The organism is Tateyamaria pelophila (assembly GCF_019966495.1).
In the GTDB taxonomy this organism is placed as follows: domain Bacteria; phylum Pseudomonadota; class Alphaproteobacteria; order Rhodobacterales; family Rhodobacteraceae; genus Tateyamaria; species Tateyamaria pelophila.
Map to the genome: position 1 here is coordinate 56,893 of NZ_JAIMIA010000005.1, position 13,969 is coordinate 70,861.

Below are 13,969 nucleotides of genomic sequence, written 5' to 3' on the forward strand. Positions count from 1 at the left end.
CTCCTCTTGTTATCGACGGGTCGCTGCCCGGCGTTGCTCAATTCAATCTTTGCGCGACGCGGTTTGCAAGGTCGATACGCCAGCGCGTGACCCGTGTCGGGCAGCATCGGGGTTCGCCCGGGCCCAACATAGTGGTGGTGATGTCGATATGGGTAGGGGCAAATGCGATATCGCGCGGAGATTGGCCGAAGAGCCCCTGCACAATGCCCGCGAATTGCCACCCTTGGGTCGTGCGCTGGTAAAGGCCAGTGGCGATGGAGGTCGCGTTGCCGCCCGGAAACGCCTCGTAGACTATGCCAAGGGCGCGGGTCGCAGTGGCCGGATCGCCCTGATCGGGCAGCCAGAACGACGCCTCGGCCCGCCCTGACGCGGTGAGCGTACCATAGAGCAGCCGGTCAAGATCGGGCCAGCCGTTTTGGGCCTGCACCGGCGTGACCAATATCAGCAAAAGGGCGGCAATCGCCCTCATGTGCTCTGACGCGCCTCATCCATCAAGCGACGCATCTCCCGGATCGCCGGGTCCAGACCCAGAAATATCGCCTCGCCAATCAGGAAATGCCCGATGTTCAGCTCCATCGCCTCCGGGAAGGCTGCAACCGGCTGGACCGTCTCGTAGGTCAGACCATGACCGACATGCACTTCCAGTCCCAGATCATGGGCAAACCGGCTCATGTCGCGCAGGGCGTCCAACTCGCGGTCGCGATCTTCAAAGCGACCCTCGTGATGGGCATCGCAATAGGCACCAGAATGCAGTTCGATCACTTGTGCGCCGATCCGGTGAGCCGCCTCGATCTGACGCTGATCCGCCGCAATGAAAATTGACACCCGGCAGCCTACATCTCGCAAGGGCGCGATGAAATGCGCCAGCTTGTTCTCCTCGCGGGCTACTTCAAGACCACCCTCTGTCGTGCGCTCTTCGCGCTTTTCGGGCACGATGCACACAGCGTGGGGTTTATGGCGCAACGCAATCTTTTGCATCTCGTCCGTAGCCGCCATTTCGAAATTCAAAGGCACGGACAGAACATCCATCAAGCCTTCGATATCCGAGTCCGAAATATGGCGGCGGTCTTCACGCAAATGCGCAGTGATGCCATCCGCACCGGCAGCTTCTGCAATTTTTGCGGCACGAAGCGGATCGGGCGTGTCGCCGCCCCGCGCGTTTCGAACAGTCGCGACGTGGTCGATGTTGACCCCAAGACGGAGTTTGCCAAGCGGTGCGGTCATGGGTCGGATCCTTTCCTTCGATCAACGGCAACCTACTGCGGACAAGGCTGCTTGGGAATGCGGAGATAGCAGGAATATTGCACCAGCAGATGGTCATTTTCCCGTAAGGCGCACCCTTGGTGCGCCCGTGCTCAATCCGCCTTTTTGCGCGCATCTGCGGACTTTGCAGCGGCTTTCGCCTTGAGAATTTCCAGTTTTGCCTTCATCGCGCCTTTCCGACGATGCTGATAAGCGCGGATCAGCGGGACAGAGACATAGTAACAGATCGTTGCCGCAATGATCCCCGGAGCGATGCCGCCAATGAGATAAGGAAAGAATATCTCATCGAAAAAGACGGCAAGACCCGTCCAATCCTGAGGATGCCCGGTCACAAGAGCCTTCAGGTTCAGCCACAAATCTCCGCCTGCATCCACAAATTTACCAATGAAAGACCGCTCGTGCTCTTCTGACAAGTCGGACCCCAAGAGCCAGTGGCCTGTCTGAAGAGAGATCAGGCCAATCGGGACATAGGTCAGCGGATTGCCAAAAAACGTAGCCATCAACGATGCCAGAATATTCCCGCGCAAGGCGGTTGCTATGGCGCCGGCCACCACGAAGTGCGCCCCATAAAACGGGGTAAACGTCGTGAAAACACCTGCCCATATTCCGCGCGCAATACGCTCGGGCGCATCCGGCAAGCGCCGGACGCGGTGTTTGACGTACTGAAATGCACGACCCCAGCCCCCGCGCGGCCAGAGAGATTCCAGCACCGCACGAAATAACGGCTTGCGGTCGCGGCGCTTGAATACCAATGCCTCGCCCTTCTCTGCTCGCTCAGCTTACAGCCGCATGCCCGGCAACGGGCAAAGGCTTGCGATATCGCTTGATCGCCGCCACATCGCTTTCCGCCTGCAGGGCCCCCATCAGGCTGTGTAAATGCTGAGCATCCCGGAGTTCCAGGTGAATGAGTAACCGGAAGAAGTCCGGTTTACGATCCTTGAATTCCAAATCGGAGATATTGGCCTTGGTCTCTCCGATCAAGGTGCAAATACGCCCCAGAACACCGGTGTCATTGCCGATGGTCAGATCCAGCGTCGCGCCGTAAACGGCCGGATGCGATCCGTCGTGCCAGTGCAGGTCCAACCAGCGGTCCGGCTGGTCTTCGTACTCCGTCAAACGCGCACAATCGATGGCATGCACGACCACTCCCTTGCCGCGAAATGTGATGCCGACGATGCGCTCTCCCGGCAAAGGCTCGCAGCATTCCGCACGTTGAAAGGACTGTCCGGGCAAAAGTCCGATCACTGCACGGCGCGCATCCACCAGCTTGCCCGTTTTGGGAATCAGTTCGGGATAGATTGACTGCACCACCTCACGCCCGGTCAATTCAGCCGATCCCAGGCGGGCCAGAACCTCGTCGGCATTGCCAAGGCGTAACTGCTTGGCCGCGGCCTCAAGCGCCTTGTCAGTGGCCTTCTTGCGCACATGGGCAAAGGCTGATCGGGCCAATTCACGACCCAGGGTGATGAACCGCTCGCGGTCCGCTTCCCGCATGGATCTGCGAATCGCCGTCTTGGCCTTGCCGGTCGTCGCAATCTCCAGCCAGGTGGCCTGCGGCGTTTGCCCTTCGGCTGTGATGATCTCGACAGACTGGCCATTTTTGACCCGGGTCCAGAGCGGCACCCGCATCCCATCCACCTTGGCTCCGACGCAGGCGTTCCCGATCCGCGTGTGGATGGCATAGGCGAAATCGATGGGTGTCGCCCCGCGCGGCAGCTTCACCACCTCGCCCTTGGGCGTAAAGCAAAAGACCTGATCCGAGTACATCTCCAGTTTGACCGCTTCGAGGAAATCCTCGTGATCGTCCTCGCCGTCAAACTGTTCCGTCAGCTGCGCGATCCATTTGGCAGGATCGACGGCAAAGGGGTTTTGCGAGCGCACCCCGTCCCGATAGGACCAATGTGCCGCAACGCCTGTTTCGGCCACGTCATGCATCTGGCGCGTACGAATCTGCACCTCGACCCGCTTGCCATCGCGGCCCGAAACGGTGGTGTGGATCGACCGATACCCGTTTGTCTTGGGTTGACTGATATAGTCCTTGAACCGCCCCGGCACCGCGCGCCAGCGCTGATGGATCGCGCCCAGCGCACGATAAGTGTCTTCTTCGGACGTGGTGATCACGCGAAATCCGTAGATGTCGCTGAGGCGGCTGAACGACTGATCCTTTTCCTGCATCTTGCGCCAGATCGAATAGGGTTTCTTGGCGCGGCCGAAGACTTCGGCTTCTATGCCCGCCTTTGCCAACTCGTGGCGCATATCGCCAGTGATGCGCTGGATCACGTCACCCGTATCGCGTTGCATCGTGATGAAACGCCGGATGATGGACGATCGGCCCTCGGGGTTGAGCACCTTGAACGCCAGATCCTCAAGCTCTTCGCGCATCCACTGCATGCCCATGCGTCCCGCCAGCGGTGCAAAGATATCCATGGTTTCGCGGGCTTTTTGCACCTGTTTGTCAACGCGCATCGACCGGATCGTGCGCATGTTGTGCAATCGGTCACTCAGCTTGACCAGAATCACGCGCATGTCCTTGGACATCGCCATGAAGAGCTTGCGGAAATTTTCGGCCTGTTTGGTCTCGACGCTGCTGAGCTGAAGATTTGTCAGCTTGGTGACGCCATCCACCAGCTTGGCAATGTCAGGGCCGAACTTCTCCAGGACGATGGCGTAGCTCGCCTTGGTGTCTTCGATTGTGTCGTGCAGCAACGCCGTGATGATTGTGGCATCGTCAAGTTGCTGTTCGGTCAGAATGGCCGAAACGGCAACGGGGTGGGTGAAATACGGCTCACCGGAATGACGAAACTGGCCCTCATGCATCTGCTCCCCAAATGCATAGGCGGCGCGAATAAGCTTTTCATTCGTTTTTGGATTGTAGTTGCGGACCAGCGCGATCAGATCGTCAGCAGAGATCATTCGGTCCGCACCTCGGGTGTGCTCAGCTTTGGCCTTGCGCGGCCATCAACTGACGCAAAAGCATCTCTTCGGACATGCTGTCTTCTTCCGGCTTGTCCTGCTCTGCACCCATCAAAAGCGCCATGGCATCTTCTTCGGCTTCGTCGACCTCGATCTGTGTCTGGTTCGATTCGATCAGGCGTTCGCGCAGTTCGTCGGCGCTTTGTGTTTCGTCAGCAATTTCGCGCAGCGACACAACGGGATTTTTGTCGTTGTCACGGTCGACGGTGATCGGCGCACCGGCAGATATCTCGCGCGCACGATGTGCTGCAAGCATCACCAGTTCGAAACGGTTTGGAACCTTGTCAACGCAGTCTTCAACGGTCACGCGGGCCATGGGGTGCTCCAGATCAGCATAATTAAGTAGAAGGCGGGTATTTAGGCCCGTTTCGACCGAATGACAAGGTGCAAATGGGTCGCTGGCCCAAAGCAGGTCTAGTCCAGCGCCTTGATCTGCTCAATATCCGCAGCAGGCAACAAGGCAAGCAACTGCTTCACCGTCTGCCCCAGCACTGGATGCACCCATCCCGGAGCGACATCCGCCAGGGGGACCAAAACAAAGGCCCGTTCGTGCAGGCGCGGATGCGGCAGTATCATGTGTTGCGGCGCTGCGGTCTTTTGCTGCGACAACGGCATATCCATCCAGGCCCGCACTGTTTCCTCATCCGGGCTCACCATGTCGCCGCACGCCAAAAGATCGAGGTCGAGCGCACGTTGTTCCCAGCGCGCTTTTCTGCGTCGTCCCAGCGCGGCCTCGACCGCATGCAGGTGCGTCAGGGCCTCCTGGGGTGACCACGGTGCCGAGATGGCAAGCGCAGCATTCACATAGTCTGGCCCCGATCCGGCAGGGAACGCCGGGGTGCTGTAAAAATGGCTCATGGTCCGAATCACCCCCCCCGCCTCGACAATCAATTCAACTCCAGCACGAATGGTTTCCCTTGGGTTACCTGCGGTGGAATCCATGTTTGACCCCACGGCAACTAGCATCTCTGACCGTCTTTGTGGCGGTAATTCGCCGTTTTTTTCGGCAAAGGTGTCTTGCGACATACTCAAAATAACCTATTTTTGGTCCATCGCCGTCCGCAAAATTTTGCGCACACTCACGGATATTAATTGGCGGTAATCCGAATTATCGGAAGGACACTTTATGTTTTATAAGGACGAACGGCTTGCGCTGTTCATCGATGGTTCCAACCTGTACGCTGCAGCCAAAGCGCTTGGGTTCGATATCGATTACAAACTCCTGCGGCAAGAATTTATGCGACGCGGGAAACTGCTGCGTGCATTCTATTACACTGCTTTGCTGGAAAATGACGAATACTCTCCAATCCGTCCTTTGGTTGACTGGCTGAACTATAACGGTTTCACAATGGTGACCAAGCCGGCCAAGGAATACACCGACAGCATGGGCCGCCGTAAGGTCAAGGGCAACATGGATATCGAATTGGCCGTGGATGCGATGGAATTGGCATCGCGGGTTGATCATATCGTGCTGTTTTCCGGCGACGGGGATTTCCGCCCACTGCTCGAAAGCCTGCAACGTCAGGGTGTCAGGGTGTCGGTTGTTTCGACGATCCGCAGCCAGCCACCGATGATCTCGGATGAATTGCGCCGCCAGGCGGATAATTTCATCGAGTTGGATGAATTGAAGGATGTCATTGGCCGCCCACCGCGCGAACAAACCTTCGAGCGCAACGACCGCCTGCAAGCGCAAAGCTGATTTGGCTTGATACAAGCCCGGTCGGGCCTATGTTCCGCCTAGGCCCGGTTGCTGGGCCCAGACACAGAGGCTTGCCAATGCCAATTTACCCGCTGTTTGTGCACAGCACAGACATCGCTGGCACTGTCAGGTTTTGACCGGCCTTATCGCCATGTTCTTCGTGGCTTTCGGAGCAGCAACCTTGTTGCCGCTCCCGTCTGAGCCTTTGTTTGCCGCCTTGCAGATCCAGGGGGACACCTCGCTTCTTTGGCTGGTGGTGTTTGCAAGCGTCGGCAATACGCTGGGTTCAGTCGTCAACTATGTCCTCGGATGGCAAGCCATGCGCTTTGCCGATCGTTCATGGTTTCCAGCCAACCCCAAGAAGATGGCCAGGGCCCAGCGCTGGTTCGAACGCTGGGGCATTTGGACCCTCTTGTTTGCCTGGATGCCACTTGGGGATGCGATCACATTGCTTTCGGGCGTGATGCGGACCCGCTTCTGGCTCTTTTTTGTTCTGGTGGCTACGGGCAAAACACTGCGATATGTTGCCATGGCTCTCGTCACCAGCGGCGTTCTGGCACTTTAGGTGCGCCGGGGCTGGACGCGCGGCGTGTCCTTGCATACCTCTTGTAAAGCTTCAAAAGGACCGCGCCCATGACCAAGCCCCCTTTGACCTTGTATCTTGCCGCTCCGCGCGGTTTTTGCGCAGGCGTGGACCGCGCCATAAAAATCGTCGAGATGGCCTTGGAAAAATGGGGCGCCCCGGTCTTTGTGCGCCACGAGATTGTGCATAACAAATTCGTGGTTGATGGGTTGCGCGACAAGGGCGCCGTCTTTGTCGAAGAACTGGACGACTGCCCGGATGATCGGCCCGTCATCTTTTCGGCGCATGGCGTGCCCAAATCCGTCCCCGCGACGGCTGCTGCCCGCGAGATGGTCTATGTCGATGCGACCTGCCCGCTGGTCAGCAAGGTGCATATCGAGGCGCAGCGCCATTCCGACAACGGCCTGCAGATGATCATGATCGGCCACGCAGGGCACCCCGAAACCGTCGGCACCATGGGGCAGCTGCCCGACGGCGAAGTGCTGTTGGTCGAAACGGTCGAAGACGTGGCGCATGTCGAAGTCCGCGATCCCGAGCAACTGGCCTTTGTCACCCAAACCACATTGTCGGTGGATGACACCGCAGATATCGTAGCGGCCCTGAACGCGCGGTTTCCGCGTATCGTCGGCCCGCACAAGGAAGACATCTGTTATGCCACAACGAACCGCCAGGAGGCAGTCAAGGCGATGGCGCCCAAATGCGACGCAATGCTGGTGGTCGGCGCGCCGAACTCGTCAAATTCCAAACGGCTGGTCGAAGTCGGTGAGCGTGCAGGGTGCACCTATGCTCAACTGGTGCAACGCGCCACAGATATCGATTGGCGCAGCCTGGATGGGATTTCCAGCGTCGGGATCACCGCAGGTGCATCTGCTCCCGAAGTGCTCATAAACGAGGTCATTGACGCGTTTCGCGACCGGTATGACGTGACCGTTGAGATGGTCGAAACCGCCGTCGAAAATGTCGAGTTCAAAGTGCCAAGGGTACTGCGCGAACCTGCCTGAGAGGCCGGGCGCACCATGGGTGCGCCTTACGGGGCCTGACGACGCCAGGAAGAAATCACCCGCTTTACCCTTCCGGTCCCACTTCGTATCGTCGAAGGTACGCATTGGATTCAAAGGTGTCCAAATGATCTCACTACAGTTTCTGTTGACAGCGATGGTTGTGGTCATCGCGCCGGGCACCGGTGTGATTTACACGCTCGCACTTGGTCTTGGCCAAGGTCGGCGGGCCGCCGTGTGGGCCGCGTTGGGATGCACAATCGGGATCGTCCCGCACCTCGCTGCCGCAACACTGGGATTGGCGGCGATCCTGCACACGTCGGCGCTACTGTTCAACATCGTGAAATTCGCAGGCGTCGCCTATCTGCTATACCTCGCATGGGGCAGCCTCAAAAGTGACGGCGCTCTGGCAATTTCCTCGGAAAAGCACAGCGAGGCAGGGTGGCGTATCGCCCGTCGCGGCGCTCTGATCAATATCCTCAATCCCAAACTCTCGATCTTTTTCCTTGCGCTCTTGCCGCCCTTTCTATCGGGGAATTCCGCCACCGCGACCGCAGAAATGGCAATGATGGGCGGGATATTCATGATGATGACATTTGCCGTGTTTGTGCTGTACGGCGTCTTCGCGGCGGCAGCGCGCCAGTGGATCCTTGGATCCGACATCGTCATGCGCTGGTTGTCGCGCAGCTTTGCCGGGATTTTTGCAGCCCTCGCGGCGCGACTGGCGCTGGAGCGCGCATGACCGACGCGAGTCCAGTGGCGACCGAACACATCGGCGTCACGCCAATCAGTGCCCGTTGCGGCCTGAGGCTTGCCAACGAATGCGAAACCGCCGAAACCATCGCTGCACGGATTCCTGACCGGATGACACAGATATGATACAGATCCCACGCGCTCCACTCCTGCTTGGCCTTGCCGGGCTGATCCCCTTCGTTTGGGGTGCGGCGACCGTGTTGAGCGACGATTTGGCGGCTCTGGGCCTGCAATTTTTGGGGCCGCGCTTCATCGGACCTTATGTGCAACTGTTCTATGGATCTGTCATCTTGTCCTTCATGTCCGGCGTTTTGTGGGGGTTCGCGACGAAAGCCAGCGGGGCGCAGGCGGCAACAGGTTATGTGTTGTCCGTGGTGCCCGCCCTGTGGGCGTTTTTCATGACCGGTGGCGGGCCGACCAGCGCGGGTATGAACCTCATGTTCGGTTTTTCCGGGCTTTTGATGTTGGATTTTGCGTTCACCCGCTGGGGACTGACACCACCATGGTGGATGTCCCTGCGCATTCTGCTTACGGTGATCGTCTTGGCCTGTTTTGCAATTACGGTACTGCGATGAGCGATCCTGAAACCCTGACTGTCTACGCCACCCAAGCCGACGCATACGCATCACTGACCGACGAAGGGGCAAAGATAGATCCTTTCGTCCAGCGCTTTATCAAGGGCGTGCCCGAGGGCGGTCGCGTTCTGGACATCGGGTGCGGCCCGGGTGCGTCTGCAGGGCGTATGGCCGCCGCCGGTCTGCTGACAGAGGCATGGGATCTTGTTCCTGAAATGCTCGAACTGGCCAAACGATTTGACGGCGTTGTCACGCGCCAGGCGGGGTTTGGCGATCTGATCGGCGCAGATGTTTATGACGGCATTTGGGCCAATTTCTCAATGCTGCACGCGCCGCGATCAGAATGGCCATCACATTTACACGCCATTGCGACCGCATTGCGACCGAACGGCCTCTTCCATATTGGCACCAAGCTGGGCACGCGAGAGGACCGAGACACAATAGGACGTATGTACACCTATGTGAGCGAAGACGAATTGGACGCTTTGCTGCGCGCCGCCGGGTTCAGGCCGGAATTCTCAGACCGGGGCCGCGACAAAGGGCTAAGTGGAGAAATGGCCGACTGGATCGTGGTGCAAGCGCGTGCCTGAGCTCATTGCATATACAGACGGCGCCTGTTCGGGAAATCCCGGACCGGGCGGCTGGGGTGCTCTGTTGCGCGCGATGGACGGGGATGCCGTCTTGAAAGAACGTGAATTGAAAGGCGGTGAGGGCCTGACCACAAACAACAAGATGGAGTTGATGGCCGCCATATCCGCGCTTGAAACGTTGGGAAAACCCTCGACCATCACGATCGTGACCGACAGCAATTATGTCAAAAACGGAATAACAAGCTGGATTCACGGCTGGAAACGAAACGGCTGGAAGAACGCCGCGAAAAAGCCCGTTGCCAATGCAGATCTATGGCAACGATTGGATGCCGCACAGGCCAGACACACAGTGACGTGGAAATGGGTAAAGGGACACGCAGGGCATCCGGAAAACGAACGCGCCGATGCGTTGGCCCGCGCGGGAATGGCACCGTTCAAACCAGAGTGACCTCGGTTTCGGAAGCGTGACGAGATTTTTAGGACTAAAAATCTTGCACCGCCACACCCTCAGCGCATTATCGTTTCCGCCAATGTGTCGGCACGATGATAAGTGCCCCGACGGAAGAGACGATTGCATTCAGGCCCGAGCTGCCAAAGCCGATGCCGAACATCAGTCGCACGAAGTAGAACAAAAACGCGCCGCCGATGCAGATGATGATCGACGGTAAAATGCCGTTGCGGGTGAACCCCGTTTTTTCTGAGGCGTACCCGACGATCCCCGCGATCACTACCGTTCCGATTAGAGTTGGAAACATACGCGCGCTCCGCTCAAAGGACTGTCCCACGCGGCAAGGCCGTACCGCGCAAGAACTCAATTGCATCTTGTGCGCCTTTACCCGCGCGTTGCAAGCGCGTCAGTTGCACGGCACCGCCTTCGCAGGCCACCGTCAGTGCATCATCCAGAACAATACCAGTCGGCCCGCTCCCGTCCCGCACTTGCGATCCCAGGACTTTGATGCGGACCCCATCATGCTCGAACCACGCACCTGGAAACGGCGACAGCCCCCGAATTTGACGGTCCACCTCGGTCGCGGGACGCGCCCAGTCAATCGCCGCTTCCGCCTTTTCGATCTTGTGCGCATAGGTCACGCCGACGTCGGGTTGCGTCACCGGGACCAGATTGGGCAGATCCGCCAAAGCCCGCACGATCAGGTCCGCCCCCATATCCGCAAGACGATCATGCAACTGCTCGGTCGTCTCAGCGGGACCGATCGGGGTCGCCTGCCGGAGCAGAACCGGCCCTGTGTCCAGACCCGCCTCCATTTGCATGATGCAAACGCCTGTTTCTGCATCTCCGGCCATAATCGCACGGTGAATCGGTGCAGCCCCACGCCAGCGCGGCAACAAACTGGCGTGGATATTCAGACATCCATGCACCGGCGCATCCAGCACGGGTTGCGGCAGGATAAGACCATAGGCAACAACAACTGCAACGTCAGCCTTCAACGCAGCAAACGCCGCCTGCGCCTCTTCAGACCGCAATGTCACGGGATGACGCAGGGGCAAGCCCAAAGCTTCTGCGCGCGTCTGAACCGGGCTTGGGCGCTCCTTCTTGCCGCGCCCCGCCGGGCGTGGCGGTTGCGTATAGACGCAGACGATCTCGTGACCCGCGTCATGAAGCGCATCCAAAGCAGCAACCGAAAACTCCGGCGTGCCCATGAAAACCAGTTTCATACATTCTCCCCGTAAGGCGGAGGCGTCCTCCGCCCTAGCGCCGTTTCCGGGCGCGACGCAGCAGCATATCGCGTTTCACCCGACCCAGATTGTCAAAATACATCCGGCCCGCCAGATGGTCGATCTGATGCTGCACGGACCGCGCTTCGAGATCGACAAAATCCCGACGCTCGATAACTCCATCCCTGTTCAAAAAGCGTACGGAAACCGTTTTCGGCCGGGTGATCTCGGCCTCGACGCCGGGCAGGCACGGACTGCCTTCGGCCCACGTGTGCGGTTCCGGGCTTGCGCTCAGAACCTCGGGGTTCGCCATCACAATCGGGCGCGTCCTGTCAGGCGTGACATCCACTACCGCCAGCCGCAACATGACACCAATCTGAGGTGCGCCGAGACCGATACCCGGCATGGCATACATCGTATCAAGCATGTCAGTCCAGATTGACCGGACCTCATCCGTGATGGCTTCGACCGGCGCGCACGCCGTGCGCAATCGCTTGTCCGGCCACATGACAAAGGGACGCACAGCCATCAGGCGGCCTCGTATTGGGCCTGCAACGCGGTGCGTTGGTCTGCATCTATCCGATCAAAGGTGACCATGCCGTTCAGGTGGTCCATTTCATGTTGCGCACATATGGCCGCGAATCCGGTCAAGTCCTGCGCATGCTGCACACCCTCCAGATCAGTCCATCCCATGCGGATGGTGGTAGGGCGGGACACCTGCGCGGAAACACCGGGAATGGACAAACACCCTTCCGGCCCCTCTGCAACCACAGCGCCCAGGGAGATGATTTCCGGATTGATGCAGACAACAGGATTTCGCCCGGCCTCCTTGGCAGTAGGATCCATCACGAACACGCGGAGCATGACACCGATCTGAGGGGCGGCCAAGCCACGCCCGGGAGCATCATACATCGTGTCCAGCATATCCTCGACCAATACGCGCAGATCGGGCGTGATTTCAGCCACCGGCGCACAGTTTTGGGTCAACCGCGCGTCCGGCCATTTCAAGATCGGACGTATACTCATGCTTTTTCGCGGGCGCGCTCGCGCTTGAACTTGACCATCTTGCGCGTGATCAGTTGACGTTTCAGCGGCTTGAGATAATCGATGAACAGCTTGCCATCGAGGTGGTCGATCTCGTGCTGCACACAGGTCGCCCAGAGGCCCGACATCTCTTCGTTCTGTTCGTTCCCATCGCGGTCGATCCAGCGCACCTGCACCTCTGCCGGGCGCGTCACATCTGCGAACTGCTCCGGCATGGACAAACAGCCTTCTTCGTAAACGCTGGTTTCCTCTGAGGAGGCCACGATCTCGGGATTGAACATGATCAACGGACGCGGCGCTTCGTTGTCCAGCTTTACGCAGTCCAAAACGATGAGCCGTTGCAAAATACCGACTTGCGGCGACGCCAGACCGATGCCGGGTGCGTGGTACATCGTGTCCAGCAGATCATCGGCAAGCGTGCGCAATTCGTCCGTCAGGTCTTCGACGGGAAGGGAGGTCTTTTTCAACCGGGGATCGGGGTGCAGGATAATAGGACGTTTCATGGCAATTCATTTAGGGGATGGCGGCCCAAGCTGCAATGTCCCCTTGCACCTGCGGATCACCAGAGTAGCCTGCCGCCGACGCCAATCAGGAGAACCCATATGAGCTTTGACGAAATCATCGACCGCCGCGGCACGCATTGCAGCAAATGGGACATGATGGAAAAAATCTATGGCGTCTCGCCCGAGGACGGGCTTGCCATGTGGGTTGCCGATATGGATTTTCGCCCGCCGCAGGCCATTCTGGACGCCGTCCAAGGCCAAGTGGATCATGGGGTGATCGGGTATTTCGGGGATGACAGCGCCTACAAGGCCGCGATTCAATGGTGGATGGATACCCGCCATGGGTGGACGGTGGATGCCGCGGATATCTTTTCCACCCATGGGCTGGTGAATGGCACGGCGCTTTGCGTTGACACATTCACGCAGCCCGGCGATGGGGTTATCCTGTTCACGCCCGTGTACCATGCCTTTGCCAAGGTGATCAAAGCCAACGACCGCCGTGTTGTCGAATGTGAACTGAAACAGGTCGACGGACGCTACGAGATGGATTTCGCGGCTTACGATGCGCAGTTGGATGGCACCGAAAAGATGGTCATCCTGTGCTCGCCGCACAATCCCGGTGGCCGGGTCTGGACGGCCCAGGAACTGGCGGAGGTCGCGGCCTTTGCCAAACGGCACGACCTGATCCTTGTCTCTGATGAAATCCACCATGATCTGGTGATGCCCGGAAACACCCATATTCCGATGGCCCTGATCGAGGGGATCCAAGACCGGCTGATCATGATGACGGCCACCACCAAGACGTTCAATATCGCCGGGGCGCATGTGGGCAATGTCATCATCGCCGATCCGGATCTGCGCAAACGGTTTGACAAACGGATGATGGCGCTGGGCCTGTCGCCCAATGCGTTCGGGATGTTCATGGTGCCTGCCGCCTATTCCCCGGAAGGGGCGGCATGGGTGGATGATCTGGTCCGCTATCTGGATGGAAACAGGCGTCTGTTTGATGAAGGGGTGAATGCGATCCCCGGCCTCAGGTCGATGCCGCTTGAGGCGACGTATCTGTCCTGGGTTGACTTTGATGGCACCGGGATGAGCCGCGAGGAATTCACCAAAAGGGTGCAAACGGATGCGGGGATTGCCGCCAATCACGGCCCCACATTCGGCAAAGGCGGCGAAAGCTGGCTGCGGTTCAACATCGCAACGCCCCGCGCGCGTATTCAAGAGGCCGTTGAGCGGCTGACACGCGCCTTTGGCGATCTGCAATAGGCGCCGCCGACGCTCTCAAAAAGCGTCGGCAATTTGAACCCTGCA

Annotated in this window: 20 protein-coding genes; 9 read left to right on the forward strand and 11 right to left on the reverse strand. The window is 58.8% G+C overall.

Annotated elements, in window-relative coordinates; genetic code table 11:
* Positions 1 to 37: 37 nt before the first annotated feature.
* From LC354_RS03130 to folK, 6 genes are all read right to left on the reverse strand, one after another.
* Positions 38 to 469: a hypothetical protein gene (locus LC354_RS03130; protein WP_223421382.1), complete on the reverse strand. Its 432-nt coding sequence runs from the start codon at positions 467 to 469 to the stop codon at positions 38 to 40.
* Positions 466 to 1,224, reverse strand: coding sequence for a pyridoxine 5'-phosphate synthase (locus tag LC354_RS03135; RefSeq protein WP_223421383.1), 759 nt, complete (start codon positions 1,222 to 1,224; stop codon positions 466 to 468). Before LC354_RS03135 ends, LC354_RS03130 begins: the two co-directional genes overlap by 4 nt.
* A 131-nt stretch (positions 1,225 to 1,355) precedes the next feature.
* Positions 1,356 to 2,015, reverse strand: coding sequence for a DUF2062 domain-containing protein (locus tag LC354_RS03140; protein WP_223421384.1), 660 nt, complete (start codon positions 2,013 to 2,015; stop codon positions 1,356 to 1,358).
* Positions 2,016 to 2,037: 22 nt separating this feature from the next.
* A complete protein-coding gene (locus LC354_RS03145; RefSeq protein ID WP_223421385.1) occupies positions 2,038 to 4,176 on the reverse strand; it encodes a RelA/SpoT family protein in 2,139 nt (712 codons plus the stop codon).
* A gap of 22 nt (positions 4,177 to 4,198) precedes the next feature.
* Positions 4,199 to 4,552 (reverse strand): DNA-directed RNA polymerase subunit omega, encoded by a 354-nt coding sequence (gene rpoZ / locus LC354_RS03150; protein ID WP_223421386.1) that lies wholly within the window; start codon positions 4,550 to 4,552, stop codon positions 4,199 to 4,201.
* A gap of 98 nt (positions 4,553 to 4,650) precedes the next feature.
* Positions 4,651 to 5,262: a 2-amino-4-hydroxy-6-hydroxymethyldihydropteridine diphosphokinase gene (gene folK / locus LC354_RS03155; RefSeq protein ID WP_317849265.1), complete on the reverse strand. Its 612-nt coding sequence runs from the start codon at positions 5,260 to 5,262 to the stop codon at positions 4,651 to 4,653.
* A 100-nt stretch (positions 5,263 to 5,362) separates the two neighbouring features.
* Here folK and LC354_RS03160 point away from each other — a divergent pair, with 100 nt between their 5' ends.
* From LC354_RS03160 to rnhA, 8 genes are all read left to right on the forward strand, one after another.
* Positions 5,363 to 5,935: a LabA-like NYN domain-containing protein gene (locus tag LC354_RS03160; protein WP_223421388.1), complete on the forward strand. Its 573-nt coding sequence runs from the start codon at positions 5,363 to 5,365 to the stop codon at positions 5,933 to 5,935.
* A 133-nt stretch (positions 5,936 to 6,068) separates the two neighbouring features.
* Positions 6,069 to 6,500: a YqaA family protein gene (locus LC354_RS03165; protein WP_223421389.1), complete on the forward strand. Its 432-nt coding sequence runs from the start codon at positions 6,069 to 6,071 to the stop codon at positions 6,498 to 6,500.
* Positions 6,501 to 6,568: 68 nt separating this feature from the next.
* Complete coding sequence (gene ispH, locus LC354_RS03170; RefSeq protein ID WP_223421390.1) at positions 6,569 to 7,519, forward strand: 4-hydroxy-3-methylbut-2-enyl diphosphate reductase; 951 nt, start codon at positions 6,569 to 6,571, stop codon at positions 7,517 to 7,519.
* Positions 7,520 to 7,643: 124 nt separating this feature from the next.
* Positions 7,644 to 8,258 carry a LysE family translocator gene (locus LC354_RS03175; RefSeq protein ID WP_223421391.1) on the forward strand — a complete coding sequence of 205 codons (615 nt, stop codon included), beginning with the start codon at positions 7,644 to 7,646 and terminating at the stop codon, positions 8,256 to 8,258.
* Positions 8,255 to 8,395: a hypothetical protein gene (locus LC354_RS03180; protein WP_223421392.1), complete on the forward strand. Its 141-nt coding sequence runs from the start codon at positions 8,255 to 8,257 to the stop codon at positions 8,393 to 8,395. The genes LC354_RS03175 and LC354_RS03180 overlap by 4 nt, the downstream gene beginning before the upstream one ends.
* Complete coding sequence (locus LC354_RS03185) at positions 8,392 to 8,844, forward strand: DUF3429 domain-containing protein (protein ID WP_223421393.1); 453 nt, start codon at positions 8,392 to 8,394, stop codon at positions 8,842 to 8,844. The genes LC354_RS03180 and LC354_RS03185 overlap by 4 nt, the downstream gene beginning before the upstream one ends.
* Positions 8,841 to 9,434 carry a class I SAM-dependent methyltransferase gene (locus LC354_RS03190; RefSeq protein WP_223421394.1) on the forward strand — a complete coding sequence of 198 codons (594 nt, stop codon included), beginning with the start codon at positions 8,841 to 8,843 and terminating at the stop codon, positions 9,432 to 9,434. Before LC354_RS03185 ends, LC354_RS03190 begins: the two co-directional genes overlap by 4 nt.
* On the forward strand, positions 9,427 to 9,882 hold the full coding sequence (gene rnhA, locus LC354_RS03195) for a ribonuclease HI (protein ID WP_223421395.1): 456 nt from the start codon (positions 9,427 to 9,429) through the stop codon (positions 9,880 to 9,882). The genes LC354_RS03190 and rnhA overlap by 8 nt, the downstream gene beginning before the upstream one ends.
* 67 nt (positions 9,883 to 9,949) lie before the next feature.
* On the opposite strand, the gene LC354_RS03200 is transcribed toward rnhA, so the two are convergent.
* From LC354_RS03200 to def (LC354_RS03220), 5 genes are read right to left on the reverse strand one after another with little or no spacing between them, the layout of a single operon-like run.
* Positions 9,950 to 10,189, reverse strand: a complete 240-nt coding sequence (locus tag LC354_RS03200) for a hypothetical protein (RefSeq protein WP_223421396.1) — start codon at positions 10,187 to 10,189, stop codon at positions 9,950 to 9,952.
* A 13-nt stretch (positions 10,190 to 10,202) separates the two neighbouring features.
* The gene (gene fmt, locus LC354_RS03205; protein WP_223421397.1) at positions 10,203 to 11,108 is read right to left on the reverse strand and encodes a methionyl-tRNA formyltransferase; all 906 of its coding nucleotides are present in this window, start codon (positions 11,106 to 11,108) and stop codon (positions 10,203 to 10,205) included.
* Between the two features lie 34 nt (positions 11,109 to 11,142).
* Positions 11,143 to 11,637 carry a peptide deformylase gene (gene def, locus LC354_RS03210; RefSeq protein WP_223421398.1) on the reverse strand — a complete coding sequence of 165 codons (495 nt, stop codon included), beginning with the start codon at positions 11,635 to 11,637 and terminating at the stop codon, positions 11,143 to 11,145.
* Positions 11,637 to 12,134: a peptide deformylase gene (gene def, locus LC354_RS03215; protein ID WP_223421399.1), complete on the reverse strand. Its 498-nt coding sequence runs from the start codon at positions 12,132 to 12,134 to the stop codon at positions 11,637 to 11,639. Before def (LC354_RS03215) ends, def (LC354_RS03210) begins: the two co-directional genes overlap by 1 nt.
* Entirely contained in the window at positions 12,131 to 12,655 is a 525-nt protein-coding gene (gene def, locus LC354_RS03220; RefSeq protein ID WP_223421400.1) for a peptide deformylase, read from the reverse strand. The genes def (LC354_RS03215) and def (LC354_RS03220) overlap by 4 nt, the downstream gene beginning before the upstream one ends.
* Positions 12,656 to 12,754: 99 nt before the next feature.
* On the opposite strand from def (LC354_RS03220), the gene LC354_RS03225 reads away from it, so the two are divergent.
* Complete coding sequence (locus LC354_RS03225; protein WP_223421401.1) at positions 12,755 to 13,924, forward strand: MalY/PatB family protein; 1,170 nt, start codon at positions 12,755 to 12,757, stop codon at positions 13,922 to 13,924.
* Positions 13,925 to 13,969 lie beyond the last annotated feature (45 nt).